The sequence below is a fragment of the Pseudomonas violetae genome, from assembly GCF_023072615.1.
Taxonomy (GTDB): Bacteria; Pseudomonadota; Gammaproteobacteria; order Pseudomonadales; family Pseudomonadaceae; genus Aquipseudomonas; species Aquipseudomonas violetae.
In genome coordinates, this window is the sequence record NZ_JAKNRW010000016.1 from 85550 (window position 1) to 110170 (window position 24621).

Here is a 24621-nt window from a genome sequence, read left to right on the forward strand (position 1 = left end):
TCGCCAGCAGGCTGGCTCCCACACTGAAACGCATTCCCCTGTGGGAGCCAGCCTGCTGGCGATTAAGGCCTTCAAGGCACCACAAATTCCGGAACCCGCAATGAAACAGAAAAATGCGCAATGGCCCTGGCATGTCCTGACCGTGCTGGTGCTTATAGGCCTGGCCGGCGCCTTGTACTACGCCACCTCGCTGATGTCCTACGAATGGCGCTGGAACCGTGTACCGCAGTACTTCGTCTACCACGCCGAAGAGTCCGAGCGCGCGGCCGACATTTCCACTGTCAGTGAGCTGGTACGCAAGGGCGACAAGGCTGAAGTCACGCTGCGCAACGACGCTGGGGATGAACAACGCCTGGTCGTCGACGACAACAGCCTGCAAGTCGCTCAAGGCGATGACGTGGCTGAAGGCGATGTCATTGGTGTCACCCGCCATTGGGCCGCCGGGCCGCTGTTGTGGGGCCTGTGGACGACGTTGTGGTTGTCGGTGGTGTCGGGTGTGCTCGGCCTGCTGATTGGTCTTGCCACGGGTTTGTGCCGGCTGTCGAACAACCCGACTTTGCGTGAACTCTCGACCATTTACGTCGAACTCGTGCGCGGCACGCCACTGCTAGTGCAGATATTCATTTTCTACTTCTTCATCGGCACCGTGATGAACCTGTCCCGGGAATTCGCCGGGATCGCCGCGCTGTCGCTGTTCACTGGCGCTTATGTGGCGGAGATTATTCGTTCGGGTGTGCAGTCGATCGCCCGCGGCCAGAACGAAGCCGCACGTTCACTGGGCTTGAGCGCCGGTCAATCGATGCGCCATGTCGTGCTGCCTCAAGCTTTAAAACGCGTGCTGCCACCCTTGGCCGGGCAGTTCATCAGCCTGGTGAAAGACACGTCGCTGGTGTCGGTGATCGCGATTACCGAACTGCTCAAAAGCGGTCGCGAAGTGATCACGACCTCGTTCTCGCCGTTCGAAATCCTGTTCTGCGTGGCCGGGTTGTACCTATTGATCAACCTGCCGCTGTCGAAAATCGCCAGCCGGCTAGAGCGGAGGCTCGCGCAAAGTGATTGAAGTCCGCGATCTGGTAAAAGTCTTCGACACCCGGGGCCAGGTGGTTCGTGCGGTGGATAACGTCACCACCCAGGTGGCCAGGGGCGAAGTGTTGGTGGTGATCGGGCCGTCCGGCTCGGGCAAGTCGACGTTCCTGCGCTGCCTCAATGGCCTGGAAGAGTTCGATTCTGGCTCGGTGAGCATCGACGGCCTGCAACTGGCCGACCCAAAAACCGACGTGAATGCTTACCGCCGCGAAGTCGGTATGGTGTTCCAGCACTTCAACCTGTTCCCGCACATGACCGTACTGGAAAACCTCTGTCTGGCGCAGAAGGTCGTACGTAAGCGGGGCAAGAAGGAGCGCGAGGCCAAGGCCATGGTGTTGCTGGAAAAGGTCGGTATTGCGCAGAAAGCCAACGAATTTCCGTCACGTCTTTCCGGTGGTCAGCAGCAGCGTGTGGCCATTGCCAGGGCGTTGGCGATGGAGCCCAAGGTCATGTTGTTCGACGAACCCACTTCGGCGCTCGATCCGGAAATGGTCGGCGAAGTGCTGGATGTGATGAAAACCCTGGCCGTGGAAGGCATGACCATGGTCTGCGTGACTCACGAGATGGGTTTTGCTCGCGAGGTGGCGGACAGGGTGTTGTTCTTCGATCACGGAAAGTTGCTGGAGGATGCTGCGCCTGCCGATTTCTTCGATGCGCCGAAGGATCCGCGGGCACAAGCTTTTTTACGCCAGGTTCTCTGACGGCGATGGCATCACCTCGGTCGCAGGTGGACCGAGGCATGCGCATCAGTCTAGACCTTGAACCGGCCTACAAGCGTCTGCAAATGGGTACCGAGTCGCGCCAGTTCGACACTGGACGCGGCCGTCTCTTCACTGGCGGCCGAGGTCTGTTCGGACACGTCTCGCACATTCAGCACGCTGCGATTGATCTCTTCCGCCACCGCGCTCTGTTGCTCGGCTGCCGCGGCAATCTGCTGGTTCATCGACTGAATCGCTGAAACCGTGCGGGTTATGCTTTCCAGCGAGCCACCGGCGCGGCGGGTCAGTTCGACGCTGCTGTCGGTCAGGCTGCGGCTATTGTCCATGATGGTCGCCACCTTCTGGGTGCCGGCTTGCAGGCCTACGATCAGCTCTTCGATTTCCTCGGTGGACTTCTGGGTGCGCTGGGCGAGGCTGCGGACTTCATCGGCAACCACGGCAAACCCGCGGCCTGCTTCACCGGCACGGGCGGCTTCGATGGCGGCGTTGAGGGCCAGCAGGTTGGTTTGCTGGGCTACGGACTTGATCACATCGAGCACACTGCCGATCTTGTCGCTCTCGCGCTTGAGATGACCCATGGCCTCGGTCGAGTTGCCCACTTCGAGCGCCAGGCGCTCGATCTGGGCGATGGCTTCACCCACTACCTTGTCACCTTCGCGGGCCTGCTGGTCGGCAGCCACAGCGGCCTCTGAGGCCTCTTCAGCATTGCGTGCGACTTCCTGTACGGTTGCGGTCATCTCGTTCATGGCAGTTGCGACCTGATCGGTCTCGACCTTCTGGCTGTTGACCCCGGCGCTGGTCTGCTCGGTGACGGCGGACAACTCCTCGGCGGCGCTGGCGATTTGGGTGACGCCGTCGCTGATGCCGCCAATCAATTCGCGCAAGCCCTGGGTCATGCTCTGGATGGCGCGCTGCAACTGGCCCAGTTCGTCCTGGCGGCGAGACACAAGATTGTGGGTCAGGTCGCCGGCTGCGATGCGTTCGGCGACTTTGAGGGTCTCGCCCAGGGGTATCACGATCTGGCGGGTGATGGCCCAAGCCGCCAGCAGGCCGAACGCCAGGGCGAGCAGAGTGGCCAGCAGCAGCATGTTCTTGGCGTGCGCAGCATCGGTATCACGGACGATGGTCTGCGAAGCCGTCAGTTTTTTGCTGAGGTCAATCAGGATGTCACCCTGGGCGCTCATGTGTTTGAGCGCAGTGGCGTTCGCCACTTGGGAGTCGCGGAACTGGCTGACGGCGGCGCGGTAAGCCTTCAATGACTCGCTGGCCTGCTGCAGGTTGACGAGGTGCTGCTCTGGCAGTTTGGCAGGCAGGCTGTCGAGGCTTTTCAAGGCGGCGTCGATGGCGTCCATTGCCGGTTGCTGGGCTTCGACCTTGCCGCTGTAGGTGTAGCCGCGAACCTGGTAGCGCGCTTGCTGGAGCAGCTTGCTCAGTTCGATTACCTGGCTGTAGTCGGCAACACTCTCGCCTTGCAGCAAGGATTTCTCGACTGCGCTCACCTGTGCCACGGCGTTGTCGGCGGTTGCCCCGAGTTTGCTCCGGGCGTCTTCGCGAGCAGTGGTCGCCTGAGTCATGTCGGTGAAGGCGCGTTTGTATTCCGCGACGGCGACCAGTTGCTGATCAACCATGGCTGCATCGGCCGGCTGTTCGATGAGGGTGCGGGCGGTTTTCAGGCCGGTTTCCAGTTGGTCGAGCAACTCGTTGACCGCCCCGGGGCCCTGTTCGCCGCGATGCATGTCGTAATCTAGGCGGGCGATGCGCAGGTCTTTGCTCAGCTCGATCAGACCGGAGATGAAGCCGAGCTTGTCGCCCCGATTCATCACGCCGCTGAGGCCCGTCCAGCCGGTGAAGGTGATCAGGCAGGTCAGCAGCAGCACCAAACCGAAACCGACTCCCAGTTTACGATTGACGCTGACGTTTCCCAGTTTATCGGCTAGTGATTGGTACATGCTGCAACTCCCTTGAACCACACGTAGGTTTTATGGGAGTTATATCGGCAGGTGTCCCGGAACCTGTAGCTGCCTTCGGCAGCTCCTACCAGGGGGATCGCAGGATTTAGAAGAGTCGTGCCAGCAGGGCAGTGACGGCGGTTTCCACTCGCAGGATGCGGTCGCCCAGTTGCACCGGTTGCAGGCCGGACTTGGCTAGCAAGTCGATCTCGTAAGGGATCCAGCCACCTTCCGGACCGATGGCCAGTGTCACCGGTTGATCCAGGCCGCGAGGACAGGGCGGGTAATTGCCGGGATGGCCGACCAGGCCGAGGGTCCCTTCGGTGATCGCTGGAAGCCTGTCTTCGACGAACGGCTTGAAGCGCTTCTCGATGATGATTTGCGGCAACACGGTATCCCGCGCCTGTTCGAGGCCGAGGATCAATTGCTCGCGAATCGCGTCAGGTTCCAGGAACGGTGTTTGCCAGAAGCTCTTTTCGACGCGATAGCTGTTCACCAGGACGATCCGCGGCACTCCCATTGCCGCAACGGTCTGAAACACCCTGCGGAGCATTTTCGGGCGTGGCAGAGCCAATACCATGGTCAGGGGCAGCTTGTTCGGAGGCGGTTGGTCGAGGGTGACCCGCAACTCGGCTTCGGTGGTGTCCAGGCGCAGCAGCTCGGCAGACCCCATGAGGCCGCCAATCTTGCCGACCCGCAGGCTGTCACCGACTTGCGAACGGTGGACTTCCTGCATGTGGGTCAGGCGGCGATCACGCAGGATTACCCGGTCGGCCGCTATGAAATCGGCTTCTTCGAGAAGCAGCAGGTTCACGGCTGGGTCGCTGGCGGCTGGTCGTTGGGATCGTCAACCGGCTGGTCGTCCGGGTGCGCGCTGCGCTTGCTGATCAGACTGCCGAACAGAATGCCGATTTCAAACAGTAGCCACATCGGAACGGCCAGCAGGGTCTGCGAGAAAATGTCCGGTGGGGTCAGGATCATGCCGACCACGAAGCAGCCAATGATTACGTAGGGGCGGATTTTCTTCAGGTATTTGACGTCGACCACGCCGATCCACACCAGCAGTACCACGGCTACCGGGATTTCGAAGGCCACGCCGAAGGCGAAGAACAGGGTCATGACGAAATCGAGGTAGCTGGTGATGTCGGTCATCATTTCCACACCGGCCGGAGTAGCGGCAGCGAAGAATTTGAAGATCAGCGGGAACACCAGGTAATAGGCGAATGCCATGCCGGCGTAGAACAGCAGGATGCTGGACATCAGCAGCGGCACGGCGATGCGCTTCTCGTGCTTGTACAGGCCTGGCGCGATAAAGCCCCAGATCTGATGCAGGATCACCGGGATCGACAGGAACAGCGAAACCATCATCGTCAACTTGAGCGGCGTCAGGAAGGGCGACGACACATCGGTGGCGATCATCGTCGCGCCTTCTGGCAAGTACTGGCGCAGCGGCGTGGAGACGAAGGTATAGATTTGCTGGGTGAAAGCGAACAACCCGGCGAAGACGATGAATATCGCCGCTACACAGCGCAGCAGGCGGGTGCGCAACTCGGTGAGGTGCGAAACCAGCGGCATGTGCTGGTCATTTTCTGGAAGATCGCTCATGGGGCTCGCGGCGGCAGTGTTGGGTCATGAGGGGTCGGCGCAACAGGCGCCGCCGCAGGTGTTGCAGGTTCAGCCAGGGGAGCGGCGACAGGGGCAGGTTCAGCACCGGCAGTCGGCTCAACTACCGACGCCTGGGCATGAACAGTCTGCTGCGCGACAGCCTGCACCGGGGTCGGCTCCTGCTGGGTCGGCGTGAAGATCTTCCGCGCCTCCTGCTCTAAAGACAGGATATGTTCGTTGTGCAGCTGCCGACGAATCTCGTCGGCACCGATTTCACGTTCAACTTCCTGTTTGATCGCGTTGAAGCTGCGCTTCAGGCGACCGACCCACAGGCCGGCGGTGCGCGCAGCGCCCGGCAGACGCTCGGGGCCCAGCACCAGCAGAGCGACGAGGCCGACGAGCAGCAGTTCAGTGAAGCTGATACCAAACATTAGTCAGTGCTCACACGTCTTTGCGGATCGGCTCTTCGACTTTTTGTGCCTGCACGTCGATGGTGTGCGGCGGGTTGACCGGGGTGGCCTGTGGCTGCGCGGGAGGCACCGGTTGTGCCGGGGTCGCGCTCGGATCAGCGGGCTTTTCGTCATCGTTCATGGCTTTGCGGAAGCCCTTGATCGACTCACCGACGTCAGTGCCGAGGTTTTTCAGCTTCTTGGTGCCGAATACCAGCACGACAACAACCAGGATGACGATCCAGTGTTTCCAGTCAAAAATACCCATGTTGCTGCTCCTCTCTAATAGTTGTTCAGGCGGACGGGCGCGAGGCTTTCTCGGCGTGTCCGGACAGACCGAAGCGACGGTCCAGTTCATCGAGTACAGCCTGTGGATGCTGCCCCAGTTGGGCAAGCATGACCATGCTGTGGAACCACAAATCGGCGGTCTCGTAGATTACATCGCTGCAGTCGCCGCTGATGGCGGCGTCCTTGGCGGCAATGATGGTCTCGACCGACTCTTCGCCGACTTTTTCCAGAATCTTGTTCAGGCCCTTGTGGTACAGGCTGGCAACATACGAGCTGTCGGCAGCGGCGCCTTTGCGCTCTTCCAGCACTTCGGCCAGGCGGGTCAGAGTGTCACTCATGGGTGTGTCCTGCGGAATAAATGGCGTGCGGATCTTTAAGGACCGGGTCGACGATTTTCCAGTCGCCGTTCTCGAAGACTCGGTAGAAGCAGCTCTGGCGTCCGGTATGACAGGCGATGTCGCCGATCTGCTCGACCATCAGGATGATCACGTCGGCGTCACAGTCCAGGCGCATCTCATGCAGGGTCTGCACATGCCCGGACTCCTCGCCCTTGCGCCACAGTTTGCCTCGGGAACGTGACCAGTAGATGGCACGATTCTCGGCGGCCGTCAGTTGCAGCGCTTCGCGGTTCATCCAGGCCATCATCAGGACGCGCCCGGTCTTGTGATCCTGGGCAATCGCGGGCACCAGGCCATCGGCGTCCCACTTGATTTCGTCCAGCCAGTTGTTCATCTTCAGTTCCTGAAGTAGCTCCAAGCTTTAAGCTTCAAGCTGCGAGTAAAAGCCAGTGCGCTTCGGTCTTTCGTCATGTGCAACGTGCAATCTGCAAGCGTAAATCAGACGTGAATATTGCGGGCAACGCTTGCAGCTTGCAGCTTATAACTTACAGCTGATTCGTGCTATCGACGAACGACCAGATACAAACCGACCACCATCATGATTCCGGCTGGCCAATAAGCCAGGTCGTTCAAAGGTCCGCCAATCGCGAGTACCGCGCCGCCCGCCAGGTGAGCGGTGCCGAGCAGTCGCAGGAACCAGTCGTCACGCCGTTGGTGCCAGGGTGGAGGGGGATCGTAGGCGTGAGGCTGTGACATGCGTTCGAGCAGGTCGCGGGCCATGTTGGCCAGGTGCGGCAGCTGTTCGAATTGACTCTGCACGTTGCCCAGCAAGGTTTTGGGGCTGACGCGCTCGCGCATCCAGCGCTCGAGGAACGGCTGAGCGGTGTTCCACAGGTCGAGGTCCGGGTACAACTGGCGGCCCAGGCCTTCGATGTTCAGCAGGGTTTTCTGCAACAGAACAAGCTGCGGCTGCACTTCCATGTTGAATCGTCGAGCAGTCTGGAACAGGCGCATCAGCACCTGGCCGAATGAAATATCTTTTAACGGTTTTTCGAAGATCGGCTCGCAGACTGTGCGGATCGCCGCTTCGAATTCGTTGAGTTTGGTTTCCGCCGGCACCCAGCCCGAATCGATATGCAGTTGGGCCACTCGCCGATAGTCGCGTTTGAAGAAAGCGAACAGGTTGCGGGCCAGATAGTCCTGGTCTTCCGGGGTCAGGCTGCCGACGATGCCGCAGTCGATCGCAATGTACTGTGGGCTCCACGGATTGACGGTGCTGACGAAGATGTTCCCCGGGTGCATGTCGGCATGGAAAAAACTGTCGCGGAACACCTGGGTGAAGAAGATCTCGACGCCGCGCTCGGCGAGCATCTTCATGTCGGTGCGCTGGTCGGCCAGGGTCGCCAGGTCGGTGACCTGGATGCCGTAGATACGTTCCATTACCAGCACCTTTGGCCGGCACCAATCCCAATAGACTTGCGGCACGTAGAGCAGCGGCGAGTCTTGGAAGTTGCGCTTCAGCTGGCTGGCATTGGCGGCTTCGCGCAGCAGGTCGAGTTCGTCGTAGATGGTTTTCTCGTAGTCCTGGACTACGTCCACCGGGTGCAGCAGACGGGCGTCGGCCGAGAGCTTTTCTGCCGCGCGAGCCAGGATGAACAGCCACGCCAGATCCTGGGCGATGATCGGCTTGAGACCCGGGCGGATCACCTTGACCACGACTTCTTCACCGGTTTTCAGCTGCGCGGCATGCACCTGTGCCACCGAAGCCGAAGCCAGCGGTTCGACGTCGAAACGGCTGAACACTTCGCTGATCTTCTTGCCTAGCTGCTCTTCGATCAGCTTGATCGACACTTGCGAATCGAACGGTGGGACACGGTCCTGCAGCAGCATCAATTGATCGGCGATGTCTTCCGGCAGCAGGTCGCGGCGGGTGGAAAGGATCTGACCGAACTTGATGAAAATCGGCCCCAGGTCCTGCAAGGCCAGGCGCAGTCGGGCGCCGCGGCTCAGCTCAAGAGTTTTGCGCGGGAACCAGCGCCACGGCAACGCATAACGCAGCGCCAGCAAGAACCAGGGCAGCGGCAGGGCGAATAGCAGGTCATCGAGGCGGTAGCGAATCACAACGCGCTGGATGCGCAACAAACGGCGGACGGCAAGCAGCTTCATGCGTTATCGCTTGGGTCGAGGGATCGGGAAAGGCGCTCGAAACGCGCCTCGATACGTTCCAGATCGAGTTTGATCTGGTCCAGTTCACTGAAACGGGCCTCGGCTTCGCGCAGGCCAACAAGGGTGCGCGATTCTTCGGCCAGGTACTCGCCCAGGTTTTGACCGAGGCTGATAAATCCTTGCTGGTACCAACGCGCGCGACTGCGCAAATGGCCGCCGACCAGTTGCGTTGCAACCGGTCCGAGCCAGCGCGAGAGCTCGTACTCCCAGTCCAGTTTAAGGTCCTGGAGGATCGCCGCCAGTTCCAGCAGTACGCCGCTGTCTCCGTCGAGCTCGACTTGCGGGCCGTGCAACACGGAGGTCTTGTCCTTGCTCAAGGCCAGTTTCAGCAGGCTTGAAGCCGGCGCACGCAGGGTGCAGTCCGCGCCTGTTTCCCACTGGGAGGCGAGCATCAGTCCTTCGTCGCTTGGCAGGATGAATAATTGGAATGCCGGGCTGCGGCAATCGACGGCGATCACCTTGCCACTCAAATGCGCCAGGCGCGGCAACGCCGTGCTGTCGAGCCGCAGCACCCGGTTAAGACCGAGCTCAACGCTGGCGAGCAGACCGGCCAGCAACATCAGGGTTTGATGCCGCGGTGCAGGGCAACGATGCCTGCGGTCATATTGTGATAGGTCACGCGGTCGAAGCCCGCCTCGACCATCATCGACTTCAGGGTTTCCTGGTTCGGATGCATGCGGATCGATTCGGCCAGGTAGCGGTAGCTTTCCGAGTCGTTGGTGATCAGCTTGCCCATCAGCGGCATGAAGGCGAACGAGTAGGCGTCGTAGGCTTTGGACATCAGCGTGTTAGTCGGCTTGGAGAACTCCAGCACCAGCAAGCGGCCACCCGGTTTGAGGACGCGCAGCATCGAACGCAGGGCATCTTCCTTGTGCGTCACGTTGCGCAGGCCGAAGGCGATGGTCACGCAGTCAAAATGGTTGTCCGGGAAGGGCAGCTTTTCAGCATCGGCCTGGACGAATTCGACGTTGCCGGCAACGCCGAGGTCCAGCAGGCGGTCACGACCGACCTTGAGCATGGATTCGTTGATGTCGGCCAACACTACCTGGCCGGTAGGGCCTACCAGGTGCGAGAATTTTTTGGTCAGGTCGCCAGTGCCGCCAGCGATGTCGAGTACCCGGTTACCGGTGCGAACTCCCGACAGCTCGATCGCAAAACGCTTCCACAGACGGTGCATGCCGCCCGACAGGAGGTCGTTCATCAGGTCGTACTTGGCGGCTACCGAGTGGAAAACCTCAGCGACTTTTTCCGCTTTTTGGCTTTCCGGAACGTTTTTGAAACCGAAGTGAGTGGTGGGTTCGGTATCGCTACCTTTGCGCTGATCAGTCATATCGCTGTCACCAGAAGAGAATGCGGGACATTCTAATCCCGGTGGCCTGCTTTGTCTTGGAGTGGCTAAAGGTAAGATAGGCAATCACCGGGACGTTTTGCCGCAGCGGCGGTCAAGATGCTTCAGGAAGCATTCATAAAGCAGGAGTCATTTGATGGCCCGTATTAGTGTTGAACGTGCTCACGCGCTGGGCAAGGAAGCGGCCCGCGAGAAGGCCGACAAGCTGGCGCAGAAACTGTCCGATCAGTACGGCCTGGAGCCGCAGTGGGCGGGCGATACCCTTAACCTCAAGCGCTCGGGGGTCAAAGGCGCGGTGCATGTCACGGAGGATTCGATCCGGGTCGATGTCGAACTGGGCCTGTTGATGTCGGCCATGAGCGGTACGATCAAGTCGGAAATCGAGAAAGCCCTCGATAAAGCGTTGGTCTGAAGTTGGACTTATACCTGTGGCGAGGGAGCAAGCTCCCTCGCCACAGTTGATCTCTGTCATGCATCACCTGTCAGTTGTTAGGGTGCCGTTTCTAATTATTCTCACTACTTTGTGCCTGAGCCCGACTCTTTCGCGGGCAGTTCCTCAAACCTTCTGCGCGTGAGGTGCACCATGGCCAAAGTTATTTTGAAGAAAAAAATCGACGCTTCTACATCTGCTCTGGGCGACGTCAAATCCTATGCCCGCAAGATCTGGCTGGCAGGCCTTGGGGCCTATACCAAGGTTGGCCAAGAGGGCAGCGAGTACTTTCAAGAGTTGATCAAGGAAGGTCAAACTGTTGAAAAGAAAGGTAAAAAGGTAGTTGCGGAAAAACTTGAAGCCGCCAACTCCGAGATCGATGAAGCGAAGAGCGAAGTCAGTAGTTTCAAAGGCAAGGTCGAACTGCAACTCGACAAGGTCGAGAAGGCTTTTGACTCGCGTGTTGCAAGTGCCTTGAATCGTATCGGCATTCCGTCTAAACATGACGTTGAGACACTCTCTGCTAAGCTCGATGAGCTGACGGCATTGCTCGAACGCGTCGCGCGTAAATCTTAAGGAGAACGGGATGGCTGGTAAAAAGAACACCGAAAAAGAAGGCAACTCTTGGATCGGGAAAGTTGAAGACTACTCCCGCAAAATCTGGCTGGCCGGTTTAGGCGTGTACTCGAAGATCGACACTGACGGCAGCAAGCTCTTCGATACATTGGTAAAAGACGGTGAGAAAGCCGAGAAACTCGCCAAGAATGTAGTCGGCGATAAAGTCGATGCTGCAAAGGACTCCGCCACTTCGGCCAAGTCGCGCATCAGTGGCGTGAAAGATCGTGCACTGGGCAAGTGGGATGAGCTGGAAGGGGCTTTTGACAAGCGCCTGAACAGCGCCATTTCGCGTCTGGGCGTGCCGAGCCGTAATGAAGTGAAGGCGCTGCACAGCAAGGTCGATACCCTGACCAAGCAGATCGAAAAACTCACCGGGGCCAAGGTTGCGCCAGTTGCGACGAAAACCGCAGCGGCCAAGCCTGCTACCAAGCCACTGGCGAAAGCTGTCGCCAAGCCGGTAGCCAAGACTGCAGCGAAAACCGCGTCTGCCGCCAAGTCGGTGGCCAAGACTGCCGCAGCAAAACCTGCTGTAGCGAAGTCAGCCGTCAAATCGGCTGCCACGAAAGCTACCGCTAAACCTGCGGCAAAAAGCACAGCGGCCAAACCTGCTGCGGCGAAGAAGCCTGCAGTGAAGAAGCCGGCGGCACCGAAAGCCGCTGCAGCAAAACCAGCCGCGACAGCTGCCGCCAAGCCGACCCCGGCCCCGGCCAGCACGTCGAACTCGGCCGCCGCGCCGACCCCGGCTGCAACCCCGACTGTCGCGCCAGCTCCATCGACGCCAACCAGTCAGTCCTGATCCCAGGACTCGATAAAACGCCCGGCCTGCAGAGGTCGGGCGTTTTTTTTGAGTACCGTTTAATGATCACGATGGATCCCACAGGGGTAATTGTTCGTCCAGTAAACTTTCACGGGTGTTCTTCCAGGTATTGCATGGCCAGATGTTCGGTCGCCACCTTGATCGGCGGTAACAAGTGCGGCGCCACCAGCATCATGATCTGGTATACCACCAACCGGACTTCACCCTCGCGATCGAGGATCCGCTGGTAGTCCAGCGAAAACAGCAGCGTCAGTGTGATCTGTTCCACCAGTTGCCCAAGCGCCTGGGTATCACTGACCAGTTGCCCCAGGGCCTTCAGGCGCGCCAACAGTGAAGCCAGCGTACGCTTCAAGGCGTTGAGCAGGTTACGGATCCCCCTGGCCAGCTTGGGCAGGCGCCCGGCGAGATTGGACAGGTCCTGGAACAGGAACCGGTAATGCGCCAGTCGTTCGACAATCAGGTGCAGGAACAGCCAGTAATCTTCCGGTGCCAATTGCGCATCTGACGGTGGGTCGAGCAGCGGTGAAAGTTCGCTTTGAAAGCGTTCGAACAAACCCAGTATCAGCGGCTCCTTGCCGTGAAAATGGTAGTAGAGGTTGCCCGGGCTGATGCCCATTTCGTTGGCAACTTCCATGGTCGAAACGTTCGGTTCGCCCTTCTGGTTGAACAACTGCAAGGCACATTCGAGAATCCGGTCGCGGGTCTTCATCCAGTCTTCTTAATGGTTCGTTGAACGTCAGCGCACTCGCACATAGGTGCCGGGTGCTGCCTCCATCGGTGGATAGTTCTGATTGCCGAGGGCCATGTGGGTTTCCTTCTGCGCACCGGATCGTGCCTGAACCCAGCTAAGCCATTGAGTCCACCAACTGCCGTCGACTTGCTTGGCGTCGTAGTACCAGGCCCGTGGGTCGAGGCTCAGTTTGGCGCTTTCGATGAAATTGGCCTTGGGGTTGCTCGGCGGGTTGAGGATGCTCTGCACGTGGCCGCTATTGGACAGCACGAAACGCCTGTCGCCGCCCAGCAGCAGAGTGGAGCGGTACACCGCATCCCACGGCGTAATGTGATCGTTGATGCCGGCCACGCTGAAACTGTCGACCGTGACCTTCTGCAGGTCTATCGGTGTGCCACACACCTCAAGCCCGCCGGGGTGGCTCAGCGGATTGTGCTTGAAGAAGTCCAGCAGATCGCCATGCAGCGCGGCTGGCAGACGGGTGTTGTCGTTGTTCCAGTAGAGGATGTCGAACGCTGGCGGTTCTTTGCCCAGCAGGTAATTGTTGACGAAGTAGCTCCAGATCAAGTCGTTGGGACGCATCCAGGCGAACACCTTGGCCATGTCGCGTCCGTCCAGAACGCCTTTCTGGTAAGAGCGACGCTTGGCGGCCTCCAGCGTCTGTTCGTCGGCGAAAAGGGTGGCAGGAGAGTCCATCTGGCTGTCGAGAAGGCTCACCAGGTAGGTAGCGCTGGAGACGCGACGCAGCTGGCGCTTGGCCTGCAGATGACCTTGCAGCGCGGCAATGGTCAGGCCCCCGGCGCACGCACCCATGAGGTTGACCTCGCGCGCGCCGGTTATCGCCCGGCAAACGTTCATCGCTTCTTCGACGGCTTCCACATAGCTCGACAAGCCCCATTCACGGTGCCGCACGTCCGGGTTTCGCCAGCTGATCATGAAGGTCTGCAGGCCGTTTTTAAGTGCGAACTGGACAAAGCTGTTGCCGGGGCTCAGGTCGAATATGTAGTACTTGTTGATCTGCGGCGGCACGACCAGCAAGGGTTTTGAGTATTGTTTTTCACTCATCGGCCGGTACTGGATCAACTCCAGCAGCTCATTGCGAAACACCACGGACCCCGCTGTGGTCGCGACGGTTTTGCCGACTTCGAAGGCCTGTTTGGTGACTTGCCGAGGGAGGCCATCGTTGTGCAGCAGGTCGTCGACCAGATGGCTGATTCCGCGCACCAGGCTGTTACCGCCGGAGTTGAAGATCTCCTTGATTGCCAACGGGTTGAGCAACGAGTTGGAAGGTGCCACGGCGTCGTTGAGCAAGGCGAACGCGAAGTGCGCGCGGGCTCGATCATCGGGGCTCATGTTGCTCTCGTCGATCCAGCTTTTGACCTGCTTCTGCCAGCTGAGGTAGGCCTGCAGGCTGCGCCGGTAAAATGGATTGAGGCTCCACGCGGGATCGGTGAACCGACTGTCCTGCGGGTTGGTCGGGTGCAGGGTTTCACCCAGCAGCACGCGACCCAACTGGCCGCCGAACTTTAATGCGTGCCTGGCACTGTGCAGCGGATTGCGTAAGCCGTGCGCGGCCACACTGCGCAAGGTCGACAGCATATCGCGGCCACGCAAGCCGGTAATCGCACTTTGTGCGTTAATGAACGCGGCGGGAGTGGGCAGGGAATCCCGCACTGGTTTGTCGCGCATGACTCAACACTCCTTCGTCTTCAGGCCAAAAACAAACACACTGAACCAGAACACCATAGACGCACTAACGGGTTGTTGCGCGGTTCGGCGTCCTGCCGCCCCCTTTTTGTGACCCGGCGTCGAGTTCGTTTAACTGCCCAATGGCGCCGGATGCGGGTGCATCACTGCGCGCTGTCGTTCCTCTTCCAGAAATTTCATGATGATCGGCGCCACCGCTTCGGCCCTGGTGATCAGGAACAGATGCCCGTCATCGATGATGTGCAATTGAGCATTGGGAATCCGCCAGGCCAGCAGGCGCATGTTGACCAGGGGGATCAATGGATCGTCATCGCCGGCCAGTACCAGGGTCGGCTGGTGGATTTTGTGCAGCCAGTGAATGCTGGTCCAGCCAAGACCCGCGAACAGTTGCCAGTAATAGCCGAGCTTGCCCGCCGAACGGACTTTTGCTGCATGGCTCGCCGCCAGGGACGGGTCCCGGCGGAACGAGCCGCCGTAGATCATTGGTGCAATACGGATCACATGGGACGGCTGGATGTAGCGCCTGGGACTGGCCATCATCCACAGTACTTTGGGTTTGCCCGGGACCATCACCGCACCGGCCGCAGTCGCGGCCAGCACTAATTTCTTGCAGCGTTCGGGGTAGTCATAGGCAAACTGTTGGGCCAGGGCGCCGCCCCAGGACACACCGATCACATTGACCTGGCCGTAGTCGAGATAGTCGAGCATGCGTGCTGTGAGTTTCGCCAGGCCCGGAAATCGGTAGGGCCGACTTGGCGTCGACGAGCCACCCACTCCTGGAACATCGAAGGCAATGACTTCCAGATCCGGGTCCAGTGCCGCGACAAACGGAAACACCAACTCCAGGTTGGCACCGATGCCATTGAAAATCAGCAAGGGTGTCAAATGAGGCTTGCCGGGGCGTACGGCGGTCCGGAGGGTTTGGCCATCCAGGTCGACAGTACGAAAAATGAACGGTTGCGGCATGCTTCAGGCCCTGTGTGTGAATTCATCCCCGACCCCTGTAGGAGCGAGCTTGCTCGCGAAAAACGCAAGGGCAACGCATTTTACCCGCAAGGGCGCGTTATCGTTAACGTCCATCGCGAGCGAGCTCGCTCCTAGCAAGGTGACCGAGGTGTATCGGTTACCGCTCGTGTACGTAAGTGCCCGGTGCTGCTTCGCCGGCGGTGTAGGTCTTGTTGCCCAGGCTGGTCGGTGACTTCTTCAGCTTGCCCGAACGCTCGGCCTGCCAGGCCTGCCAGTGCAGCCACCAGGAATCGGTGTGCTTGGTGGAGTTCTCCTGCCATTCCTCGGCGTTCGCCGCCATTTCGCTACTGGTCATGTAACGTGACTTCGGATTGCCGGGCGGGTTCAGAATGCTTTGGATGTGGCCGCTGCTCGACAGCACGAATTCGACCTTGCCGCCAAACAGTTGCGCCGACTTGTAGCAGGACTTCCACGGTGTGATGTGGTCGTTAGTGCCGGCCAGGGAAAAGATGTCTGCAGTGACCTGCTTCAGATCAATGGCCGTGCCGCACACTTCCAGTGCATTCGGGCGGATCAGTGGATTGTTTTTGAACATCTCGATCAGGTCGCCGTGGAAGGCGGCGGGCAATCTCGTGGTGTCGTTGTTCCAGAACAGGATGTCGAACACAGGCGGCTCGTTGCCCAGCAGGTAGTTATTGACCCAGTAGTTCCAGATCAGGTCATTGGGGCGCATCCAGGCAAAGACTTTCGCCATGTCGCGCCCTTCCAGCACGCCGGCCTGATAGGAATGGCGCTTGGCGGCTTCAAGGGTTTGCTCGTCGACGAACAAGGCCACGTCGCTATCCAGCGTCGTGTCCAGGACGCTGACCAAGAGCGTCAGGGCATTGACCTTGTGCTCGCCGATCGCGGCATAGTGGCCCAGCAGGGCGGTGCAGGTAATCCCGCCGGAGCAGGCGCCGAGCATGTTGACGTCTTTGCTGCCGGTGATCGCGGTAACCACGTCGACCGCTTCCTTGAGCGCTTCGATATAGGTCGACAGACCCCACTCGCGCTGCTCCTTGGTCGGGTTGCGCCAGCTGACGATGAAGGTCTGGACGTTGTTGCGCAGGCAGAACCGCGCCAGGCTCTTGTCCGGACTGAGGTCGAATACATAGAATTTATTGATTTGCGGTGGCACCACCAGCAGCGGGCGCTCGTGCACCTGCTCGGTAATAGGCCGGTACTGGATGAGCTCCAGTACGTCGTTGCGAAACACGACTGCGCCTTCGGTCACGCCCAGGCTCTTGCCCACCTCGAACGCACCCATGTTGACCTGGCTGGGCATGCCGCCGTTGTGTACCAGGTCCTTGGCCAGATGCGAGAGGCCATCGAGCAGGCTCTTGCCACCGGTTTCGAAGAAGCGTTTGACCGCCGCCGGGTTGGCTGCACTGTTGGTCGGGGCCATTGCCTCAGTCATGAGGTTGATGACGAAGTGCCCACGCGCGACGTCCTTGGGCGAAAGACTGCTGTCATCGATCCAGTCGTGGAGTTCCTTGCGCCACGCCAGGTAGGTTTGCAGATAGCGTTTGTAGAGCGGGTTCTGGCTCCAGGCCGGGTCGGCGAAGCGACGATCATCTCCAGCAGGCTGGAGCTCGGATTTACCGAACAGAACGTTCTTGAGTTCAAGGCCAAAATGGGCAACGTGCTTGACGCTGTGAATCGGTTGTTTGATGGCTTGGGTCAGCACCATTCGAGCTGAGCCCAGAAGATCCTTTCTACGCAGTCCAACGACAGGATTCAGCCCCAAGGTATTCTCCGAGGCCTGAGATTTCAGGTCATCGTTATTCTTGTTACTCATCTACGACGCTCCATTGTCCTGAGACGAGTACCTGAGTCCAGCTGTGTAGCCACACAGCAAATGCCAGGTACTACTACTCGGGTGACCGATGTTCTGCACCACTGCTTTTATGCAGAGAGCACTGCAGGGAACTTGCCAGCTCCATTGGTTACCCGAGTTTAATTTTTTTCGCAAGCGGGCTAATCGTCGGCCCTGAAGCGGAGCATTCAAACAGATGGAATTAGAAAATGCCTTCTAATGAGCAAGAGGCCCGGGCTAGAGCATCAGCCTGACGACGGATTGGTTCGGGTCGCGGGTTTTTCCGGCAGCCTTGAGCTCGGCAAGATAATCGTTCCAGAGATCTTCCTGGCGCACGCCCAGCTGATACAGATATTCCCAGGTGAACAGGCCGCTATCGTGACCGTCATCAAAGGTCAATTTCAGTGCGTACTGACCGGCCGGTTCGACTTTGCTCAGGCCTACGCCGATCTTGCCAAATTGCAGGATGGGCTTGCCGTGGCCCTGGACCTCGGCGGAAGGGGAATGCACTCGCAGAAACTCTGAGGGCAGGTGATGTTCTTCGCCGGAGGCGTATTTCAGCGACAGGGTTTTTGAGGCTTTGTGCAGCTTGATGTCGGTGGGGAGTTGGGTCATGACCGGCAATCCATTTGTGTGGGCGAGCTCGGTTCTAATGTGGGAGCGGGCTTGCTCGCGAAAGCGGCGCAACAACCAACACTGATGTTGAATGTTGCTGCCTCTTCGCGAGCAAGCCCGCTCCCACAGGGTCCGCGTTTGCCTGTAAGTATGGCTTACAGGATATAACGGGACAGGTCCTCGTTCTGCGCCAATTCGCCCAGGTGGCTGTTGACGTATTCCGCGTCGATCATGATTACCTTGCCGTCATGGGCGCTGGCGAGGTCGCCGGCACTGAACGACACTTCTTCGAGCAGGCGCTCCAGTAGCGTGTGCAGGCGACGGGCGCCGATGTTCTCGGTCTTTTCGTTCACTTGCCAGGCGATTTCGGCGATGCGCTTGATCCCGTCCGGCTGGAACTCGATGCCCAGTCCTTCGGTTTTCAACAGCGCGCAGTATTGCTCGGTCAGGGACGCATGCGGCTCGCTGAGGATGCGCTCGAAGTCTTGCGGCGTGAGTGCCTTGAGTTCAACACGGATCGGCAGGCGACCTTGCAATTCGGGCACCAGGTCACTCGGCTTGCTTAGGTGGAACGCACCCGAGGCGATGAACAGGATGTGGTCGGTCTTGACCATGCCCAGTTTGGTATTGACGGTGCAGCCTTCGATCAGCGGCAGCAAATCGCGCTGTACGCCTTCGCGAGAGACATCGACGCCGCCGGAGTTGCCGCGTTTGGCGACCTTGTCGATTTCGTCGATGAATACGATACCGTGCTGCTCAACCGCTTCGAGGGCCTTTGCCTTGAGCTCTTCGTCGTTGACCAGGCGCCCGGCTTCTTCGTCGCGCACCAGTTTCAGCGCTTCCTTGACCTTGAGCTTGCGGGCCTTCTTTTTGCCCTTGCCCATGTTGGCAAACAGGCTCTGCAGCTGGTTGGTCATTTCTTCCATGCCCGGCGGCGCGGAGATATCGACGCCGGCCGTTTCGGCGACTTCGATTTCGATCTCCTTGTCATCCAGCTGGCCTTCACGCAGGCGCTTGCGGAACAGCTGGCGGGTGTTGGAATCGGCCGACGGAGCCGCTTCGTCACTGTTGAAGCCTGAGCGTGCCGGTGGCAGCAGGGCGTCGAGGATGCGCTCTTCGGCGGCGTCTTCGGCACGGTGGCGAACTTTGGTCATTTCCTGTTCGCGCAGCAGCTTGATCGCGGCGTCTGCCAGGTCACGAATGATTGATTCGACATCGCGACCGACGTAGCCGACTTCGGTGAACTTGGTCGCTTCGACCTTGATGAATGGCGCGTTGGCCAGCTTGGCCAGGCGACGGGCGATTTCGGTCTTGCCGACACCCGTCGGGCCGATCATCAGGATGTTCTTGGGCGTTACTTCAACGCGCAGCTCTTCAGGCAGCTGCATCCGGCGCCAGCGATTACGCAGGGCGATGGCGACGGCACGTTTGGCATCGTCCTGGCCGATGATATGGCGATTGAGTTCGTGGACGATTTCGCGGGGAGTCATGGACATAATAATTGGCGGACCTCAAGCAAGAATGAGCCGTGGCACAAAGGCCGAAACAGGCTTATTCGGCGCAGTCCTGCTCCTCAATGGTCTGAGTGTGGTTGGTGAATACACAGATGTCGCCAGCGATGCCGAGCGCAGTTTCGACGATTTCCCGGGCGGACAGGTCGGTCTTCTTCAGCAGCGCGCTCGCGGCGGCCTGGGCGTAACCGCCGCCGGAACCCATGGCGATCAGGCCTTCTTCAGGCTCGACCACGTCGCCGTTGCCGGTGATGATCAACGAAGCGTCTTTGTTGGCCACTGCCAGCATGGCTTCGAGGCGACTCAGGGAGCGGTCGGTACGCCATTCTTTAGCGAGCTCGACAGCGGCGCGAACCAGGTGACCCTGATGTTTCTCAAGCTGACCTTCAAACCGTTCGAAGAGGGTGAAGGCGTCAGCCGTAGCCCCGGCAAAACCGGCGATTACTTGACCGTGGTACAGGCGACGAACTTTTTTCGCATTGCCTTTCATCACGGTATTGCCGAGAGAAACCTGGCCGTCGCCGCCCATGACGACTTTGCCGTGGCGGCGAACTGAAACGATGGTGGTCAAGGGTGAGTCTCCACGCAGCGGGGCGAAAATGCCTTATGAAAACTCATATGGGGGTGGTGACGGGTTTTTCAACTGCACAGCGGAAGGGAAGACGAGCGGTTTCTTTGAATGGCGAAACCTCCTGTGGCGAGGTCGCTGGCTCCCGCTCGGCTGCGAAGCAGTCGTAACTCCGGCGAGCGGCGATCCGTTTGATCCACCGCATTTGCTGGTTTTGGGGCCGCTTCGCGACCCAGCGGGAGCCAACTCCCTCGCCACAGCAGGTTGTTGCTTCTGGATCAGCGGCTCTGGCGTTGTTGTAACAACAGGTTGCTGAAGCCGCTACCGGCCAGTTGTTTCTGCGCGGTAGTCAGCTGTTCACGGTTGCTGAATGGCCCGACCAGCACCCGGTACCAGGTCTCGTCCTTCACGGTGCCGGACTCAACCGCTACCGTCTGGCCCAGCAGGATGATCTGCGCACGAACCTTGTCTGCGTCAGCTTCCTTGCGGAACGAACCGGCCTGCAGGAAGAACTTGGTCACGGGTGCGGCCTTGCTCACTGGCGGCGCGGGCGGCGGGGTAATCCCGGCCAGCGCGGCCTGTGCCCGTGCAGTGTCGATCTTCGCGGCTTGTTCCGGCGTCACTGGCGTCGTCGGAACGGCTGGCACCTGTGGCGTAGGCAAGGTTTTTTCCGGCACGGCCTCAGCAGGCACTATGACTTCTGATTCCGGCAGCAAAGTGTAGAAGTCGTATTTCGGCTTCACCGGTTGCGTCGGGCTCGGCGGGGTCTTGTTGGCCTCGGCGATGCGGGAGGCTTTTTGCTGCTCGATTTTCTCGCGCTTGACGCTTTCGCTGCCTTTACCGGGCTCCAGCTTCATCAGGAATACGATGAACGCACCGACCGTCAGGCCGATGACCATCCACAGCCACCCCGGGATCGGTTGCTTGGCAGGTGCTTGGTAACGGCTGGCGCCACGTTTGGGTGCAGGTTTTTTCTTGGCAGCCAACTTACATACGCTCCAGAGTTTCCAGACCCAAGAGTTCCAGGCCTTGCTTGAGAGTGCGGCCGGTCAGCGCGGCGAGGCGCAGGCGGCTCTGCATTTGCGCCGGGGTTTCGGCGCTGAGGATCGGGCAGTTCTCATAGAAGCTGGAGAACAGGCCCGCGACATCGTACAGGTACGTGCACAGAATGTGCGGCGTGCCCTTATCGCAAACGTTATTCAGGACTTCACCGAACTGCGCCAGCTTGGCCGCCAATTCGTGCTCGTGGACGGCTTCAAGAGTGATCTGGCCTTCGACTTCGCTGAAATCCTTGCCCAGCTTGCGGAACACGCCAGCTACGCGAGTGTAGGCGTACAGCAGGTACGGCGCAGTATTGCCTTCGAAGTTCAGCATAAGGTCGAAGTTGAAGCTGTAGTCGCTGGTGCGATGCTTGGACAGGTCGGCGTATTTCACCGCGCCGATGCCCACAACCTTGGCGATGTTGCGCAACTCGGCTTCGGCCAACTCCGGGTTCTTGTCCTTGACCAGGGTATAGGCGCGTTCCTGAGCTTCGGTCAGCAAGTCGATCAGCTTCACGGTGCCGCCGTCACGGGTCTTGAATGGACGGCCGTCAGCGCCGTTCATGGTGCCGAAGCCCATGTGTTCCATTTCCATCGGGTGCGTCACGAAGCCGGCCTTGCGGGCCACTGCGAACACTTGCTGGAAGTGCAGGGCCTGGCGCTGGTCGACGAAGTACAGGGCGCGATCAGCCTTGAGCTTGCCACTGCGGTAGCGCACGGCCGCGAGGTCGGTGGTGGCGTAGAGGTAGCCGCCATCGGCCTTGACGATGATTACCGGCAGCGGGTCGCCGTCGGCGTTCTTGAATTCGTCGAGGAACACGCACTGCGCGCCATTACTCTCCACCAGCATGCCGGCGGCCTTGAGGTCGTTTACCACATTGATCAGGTCGTCGTTGTAGGCGCTTTCGCCCATCACGTCAGCCATGGTCAGCTTGACGTTCAGCAGCTCGTAGATTTTCTGGCAGTGCGACAACGAGATGTCTTTGAACTTGGTCCACAGCGCCAGGCATTCCGGGTCGCCGGCTTGCAGCTTGACCACCAGGCCGCGGGCTCGGTCAGCGAACTCTTCGGATTCGTCGAAGCGTCCCTTGGCGGCGCGATAGAAGTTCTCCAGGTCTGACAGCTCTTCGCTGGTAATCGGGTTTTCCTGCAGATAGGCCATCAGCATGCCGAACTGGGTGCCCCAGTCGCCAACGTGATTCTGACGGATCACTTCGTCGCCGAGGAACTCCAGGACGCGAGCCACGCCGTCACCGATGATGGTTGAGCGCAAATGACCGACGTGCATTTCCTTGGCGAGGTTGGGTGCAGACAGGTCGACCACGGTGCGCTGGGTCGGGCCAGCCTTGCACACACCGATGTGTTCGTCGGCCAACGCGGCGTCCAGGCGAGAGGCCAGGGCCTGGGTGTTCTGGAAGAAGTTCAGGAAGCCCGGGCCGGCGATTTCGGTCTTGGTGATGTTTTCATCGGATGGCAGCGCGGCGATGATTTTTTCCGCCAGGTCGCGGGGCTTCATGCCCGCCGGTTTGGCCAGCATCATGGCGATGTTGCTGGCAAAGTCGCCGTTTTTCTTGTCGCGCGAATTTTCCACCTGGATCGCCGGCGACAGGCCTTCAGGCAACACACCTTCGTTGACGAGTTGGGTGATGGCTTGTTGGATCAGCTGGCGAATGGTGTCTTTCATGATGCTCTCTTTCGACCGCAAGCGCGGCAGCGCCTGGATGCGCGGGTGGAAAAACTGGGCATTATCCGTGGCGAAGACGGGCTTGCCAACTATAGCGGGCAGGTTATGGATATGTGGTGGCAAAAGCGGCAAAGATCGCAGCCTTCGGCAGCTCCTACAGAAAAGCGCGATCGGGTAGGAACTGCCCAAGGCTGCGATCTTTTGATCTTTCAATATAAATCGACTGGATCGACATCAAGCGACCAGCGCACCGCTCTCCCACTCGGCATCTGCTCCAGCACCAGCAACCAACTGCTCAGCAGCCGATGCAGGGGTGCCCGGGCCGTCGCCTGTAACAATAATTGCGCACGATACCGACCTGCGCGGCGCTCCATCGGCGCAGGCACTGGCCCCAGCAGCTCGATACCGGTCAAGTTCTGCTCAGCCAGCAAACGCTCGGCCTCGCTGCAAGCTTCGTCAAGGAAGCCTTCGGCCTGCCCTGGTTTGTGCGCTTCTGCGCGCAACAGCGCCAGGTGGGAAAAGGGTGGCAGGCCCGCCGAGCGCCGCTCGCTCAATGCCTGTTCGGCAAAAGCGAAGTAACCCTGCTCGGTCAGTTGCACGAGCAGCGGATGATCGGCCAGGTGCGTCTGGATGATCACTCGGCCCGGCTCCTCAGCACGTCCCGCACGGCCGGCGACCTGTACTATCAGTTGGGCCATGCGCTCGCTGGCGCGGAAGTCGCCGGAAAACAGGCCACCGTCCGCATCCAGGATTGACACCAGTGTCACCCGCGGAAAGTGGTGACCTTTGGCAAGCATCTGCGTGCCCACCAGAATGCACGGGTGGCCTTTCTGGATGGTCGCGAACAATTGGTTCATGGCGTCCTTGCGCGAGGTGCTGTCCCGGTCCACCCGCAGCACCGGTACCTCTGGAAACAGAATCGCCAGCCGTTCCTCGGCACGCTCGGTGCCGGCCCCTACCGGGCGTAAATCCACTTTGCCGCATTTTGGGCAATGCCGAGGCACGCGCTCGACATAGCCGCAATGGTGGCAGCGCAGTTCGCCCGAGCGCTGGTGCACTGTCATCCGCGCATCACATCGCTGGCATTCGGACATCCAGCCACAGTCGTGGCACAGCAGCGTCGGGGCAAAACCGCGACGGTTGAGGAATACCAATACCTGTTGCCCGGCAGCCAGGGTTTGACCGATGGCCTGCTGCATGGGCCCGGAAATACCGCTGTCCAGTGGACGACTCTTCACGTCCAGGCGCAGGAAGCGCGGTTGCTTGGCGCCACCGGCGCGCTCGTTCAGGCGCAGCAGCCCGTAACGGCCTGTATAGGCATTGTGAAGGCTTTCGAGCGAAGGCGTGGCGGAGCCAAGGACGATCGGGATGTTTTCCTGGCGAGCTCGCACCAGCGCCAGGTCGCGGGCGTGATAACGCAGACCTTCCTGCTGTTTATAGGAGCCGTCGTGTTCTTCATCGATGATGATCAGTCCGGGGTTTTTCATCGGAGTGAACAGTGCCGAGCGGGTGCCGATGATGATGTCGGCATCGCCATCCCGGGCCGCGAGCCAGGCTTCGAGGCGCTCGCGATCATTGACGCCCGAATGAATCAGCGCGATGCGTGCATTGAAGCGTTGCTCGAAGCGCGCAAGGGTTTGTGGTCCCAGGTTTATTTCCGGGATCAGCACCAATGCCTGCTTACCGGCTTCAAGGGTTTCGCGGATCAGTTGCAGATACACTTCGGTCTTGCCGCTACCAGTGACGCCGGCCAGCAGGAACGCGTGATAACTGTCAAAGCCGGCGCGAATGGCTTCATACGCAACACGTTGCTCGGGGTTGAGCGGCAGCTCCGGCTGGGCCAGCCAGTGTTCGTGACGGGCTCCCGGGGCATGTTTGCGGACTTCCACTTGCACCAGGTCCTTGGCCAGCAGCAGATCCAGGCTGTCCTTGCTCAACATTAACTTGCTCAGCAACTGATGGGCAACGCCGTGGGGATGTTGGGCCAGGGTGGCCAGGGCTTCGCGCTGCCGCGGGGCGCGAGCGATACGCGGGTCATCGAGGCTGGCCCCGGGCACGGCGGACCAGAAACG

Annotated in this window: 25 protein-coding genes; 5 read left to right on the forward strand and 20 right to left on the reverse strand. The window is 59.8% G+C overall.

Annotation, left to right across the window (positions count from 1 at the left end; genetic code table 11):
- Positions 1 to 100: 100 nt before the first annotated feature.
- Positions 101 to 1060 carry an amino acid ABC transporter permease gene (locus tag L9059_RS18500; RefSeq protein WP_247292393.1) on the forward strand — a complete coding sequence of 320 codons (960 nt, stop codon included), beginning with the start codon at positions 101 to 103 and terminating at the stop codon, positions 1058 to 1060.
- Entirely contained in the window at positions 1053 to 1787 is a 735-nt protein-coding gene (locus L9059_RS18505) for an amino acid ABC transporter ATP-binding protein (RefSeq protein ID WP_247292394.1), read from the forward strand. The genes L9059_RS18500 and L9059_RS18505 overlap by 8 nt, the downstream gene beginning before the upstream one ends.
- A 50-nt stretch (positions 1788 to 1837) precedes the next feature.
- Here L9059_RS18505 and L9059_RS18510 read toward each other — a convergent pair whose 3' ends face one another.
- The 10 genes from L9059_RS18510 to ubiE form a co-directional block, all read right to left on the reverse strand.
- Entirely contained in the window at positions 1838 to 3754 is a 1917-nt protein-coding gene (locus L9059_RS18510; RefSeq protein ID WP_247292395.1) for a methyl-accepting chemotaxis protein, read from the reverse strand.
- A 106-nt stretch (positions 3755 to 3860) separates the two neighbouring features.
- The gene (locus L9059_RS18515; RefSeq protein WP_247292396.1) at positions 3861 to 4568 is read right to left on the reverse strand and encodes a 16S rRNA (uracil(1498)-N(3))-methyltransferase; all 708 of its coding nucleotides are present in this window, start codon (positions 4566 to 4568) and stop codon (positions 3861 to 3863) included.
- A complete protein-coding gene (tatC, locus tag L9059_RS18520) occupies positions 4565 to 5359 on the reverse strand; it encodes a twin-arginine translocase subunit TatC (RefSeq protein WP_247292397.1) in 795 nt (264 codons plus the stop codon). Before tatC ends, L9059_RS18515 begins: the two co-directional genes overlap by 4 nt.
- Positions 5356 to 5790, reverse strand: coding sequence for a Sec-independent protein translocase protein TatB (tatB, locus tag L9059_RS18525; RefSeq protein ID WP_247292398.1), 435 nt, complete (start codon positions 5788 to 5790; stop codon positions 5356 to 5358). The genes tatC and tatB overlap by 4 nt, the downstream gene beginning before the upstream one ends.
- A 10-nt stretch (positions 5791 to 5800) precedes the next feature.
- Positions 5801 to 6076 carry a twin-arginine translocase TatA/TatE family subunit gene (locus L9059_RS18530; RefSeq protein WP_247292399.1) on the reverse strand — a complete coding sequence of 92 codons (276 nt, stop codon included), beginning with the start codon at positions 6074 to 6076 and terminating at the stop codon, positions 5801 to 5803.
- Between the two features lie 25 nt (positions 6077 to 6101).
- Positions 6102 to 6434 carry a phosphoribosyl-ATP diphosphatase gene (locus L9059_RS18535; RefSeq protein WP_008047820.1) on the reverse strand — a complete coding sequence of 111 codons (333 nt, stop codon included), beginning with the start codon at positions 6432 to 6434 and terminating at the stop codon, positions 6102 to 6104.
- A complete protein-coding gene (gene hisI / locus L9059_RS18540) occupies positions 6427 to 6828 on the reverse strand; it encodes a phosphoribosyl-AMP cyclohydrolase (RefSeq protein ID WP_247292400.1) in 402 nt (133 codons plus the stop codon). Before hisI ends, L9059_RS18535 begins: the two co-directional genes overlap by 8 nt.
- Positions 6829 to 6995: 167 nt before the next feature.
- Complete coding sequence (gene ubiB, locus L9059_RS18545) at positions 6996 to 8600, reverse strand: ubiquinone biosynthesis regulatory protein kinase UbiB (protein ID WP_247292401.1); 1605 nt, start codon at positions 8598 to 8600, stop codon at positions 6996 to 6998.
- Entirely contained in the window at positions 8597 to 9220 is a 624-nt protein-coding gene (locus L9059_RS18550) for a ubiquinone biosynthesis accessory factor UbiJ (RefSeq protein WP_247292402.1), read from the reverse strand. Before L9059_RS18550 ends, ubiB begins: the two co-directional genes overlap by 4 nt.
- The gene (gene ubiE / locus L9059_RS18555; RefSeq protein WP_247292403.1) at positions 9220 to 9990 is read right to left on the reverse strand and encodes a bifunctional demethylmenaquinone methyltransferase/2-methoxy-6-polyprenyl-1,4-benzoquinol methylase UbiE; all 771 of its coding nucleotides are present in this window, start codon (positions 9988 to 9990) and stop codon (positions 9220 to 9222) included. Before ubiE ends, L9059_RS18550 begins: the two co-directional genes overlap by 1 nt.
- Positions 9991 to 10144: 154 nt before the next feature.
- Here ubiE and L9059_RS18560 point away from each other — a divergent pair, with 154 nt between their 5' ends.
- The 3 genes from L9059_RS18560 (at position 10145) to L9059_RS18570 (ending at position 11852) form a co-directional block, all read left to right on the forward strand.
- On the forward strand, positions 10145 to 10420 hold the full coding sequence (locus tag L9059_RS18560; RefSeq protein ID WP_247292404.1) for a polyhydroxyalkanoic acid system family protein: 276 nt from the start codon (positions 10145 to 10147) through the stop codon (positions 10418 to 10420).
- Between the two features lie 171 nt (positions 10421 to 10591).
- Positions 10592 to 11014 carry a phasin family protein gene (locus tag L9059_RS18565; protein WP_045061956.1) on the forward strand — a complete coding sequence of 141 codons (423 nt, stop codon included), beginning with the start codon at positions 10592 to 10594 and terminating at the stop codon, positions 11012 to 11014.
- Positions 11015 to 11024: 10 nt separating this feature from the next.
- Positions 11025 to 11852, forward strand: coding sequence for a phasin family protein (locus L9059_RS18570; protein WP_247292405.1), 828 nt, complete (start codon positions 11025 to 11027; stop codon positions 11850 to 11852).
- Between the two features lie 109 nt (positions 11853 to 11961).
- On the opposite strand, the gene L9059_RS18575 is transcribed toward L9059_RS18570, so the two are convergent.
- The 10 genes from L9059_RS18575 to L9059_RS18620 all read right to left on the reverse strand — a co-directional run.
- Positions 11962 to 12582: a TetR/AcrR family transcriptional regulator gene (locus L9059_RS18575; RefSeq protein ID WP_247292406.1), complete on the reverse strand. Its 621-nt coding sequence runs from the start codon at positions 12580 to 12582 to the stop codon at positions 11962 to 11964.
- 27 nt (positions 12583 to 12609) lie between these two features.
- The gene (phaC, locus tag L9059_RS18580) at positions 12610 to 14292 is read right to left on the reverse strand and encodes a class II poly(R)-hydroxyalkanoic acid synthase (RefSeq protein ID WP_247292407.1); all 1683 of its coding nucleotides are present in this window, start codon (positions 14290 to 14292) and stop codon (positions 12610 to 12612) included.
- A gap of 129 nt (positions 14293 to 14421) precedes the next feature.
- Positions 14422 to 15276 carry a poly(3-hydroxyalkanoate) depolymerase gene (phaZ, locus tag L9059_RS18585; RefSeq protein ID WP_247292408.1) on the reverse strand — a complete coding sequence of 285 codons (855 nt, stop codon included), beginning with the start codon at positions 15274 to 15276 and terminating at the stop codon, positions 14422 to 14424.
- Positions 15277 to 15433: 157 nt separating this feature from the next.
- A complete protein-coding gene (phaC, locus tag L9059_RS18590; protein ID WP_247292409.1) occupies positions 15434 to 17113 on the reverse strand; it encodes a class II poly(R)-hydroxyalkanoic acid synthase in 1680 nt (559 codons plus the stop codon).
- A 255-nt stretch (positions 17114 to 17368) separates the two neighbouring features.
- On the reverse strand, positions 17369 to 17746 hold the full coding sequence (locus L9059_RS18595; RefSeq protein WP_247292410.1) for a gamma-butyrobetaine hydroxylase family protein: 378 nt from the start codon (positions 17744 to 17746) through the stop codon (positions 17369 to 17371).
- A gap of 155 nt (positions 17747 to 17901) precedes the next feature.
- Positions 17902 to 19242 carry an ATP-dependent protease ATPase subunit HslU gene (gene hslU, locus L9059_RS18600; RefSeq protein WP_247292411.1) on the reverse strand — a complete coding sequence of 447 codons (1341 nt, stop codon included), beginning with the start codon at positions 19240 to 19242 and terminating at the stop codon, positions 17902 to 17904.
- Positions 19243 to 19297: 55 nt separating this feature from the next.
- Positions 19298 to 19828 carry an ATP-dependent protease subunit HslV gene (hslV, locus tag L9059_RS18605; protein ID WP_020801247.1) on the reverse strand — a complete coding sequence of 177 codons (531 nt, stop codon included), beginning with the start codon at positions 19826 to 19828 and terminating at the stop codon, positions 19298 to 19300.
- Positions 19829 to 20103: 275 nt separating this feature from the next.
- On the reverse strand, positions 20104 to 20811 hold the full coding sequence (locus tag L9059_RS18610) for an SPOR domain-containing protein (protein ID WP_247292412.1): 708 nt from the start codon (positions 20809 to 20811) through the stop codon (positions 20104 to 20106).
- A 1-nt stretch (position 20812) separates the two neighbouring features.
- On the reverse strand, positions 20813 to 22549 hold the full coding sequence (argS, locus tag L9059_RS18615) for an arginine--tRNA ligase (RefSeq protein WP_247292413.1): 1737 nt from the start codon (positions 22547 to 22549) through the stop codon (positions 20813 to 20815).
- Positions 22550 to 22758: 209 nt separating this feature from the next.
- On the reverse strand, positions 22759 to 24621 hold a 1863-nt coding region (locus L9059_RS18620), incomplete at its 5' end, for a primosomal protein N' (RefSeq protein WP_247292414.1).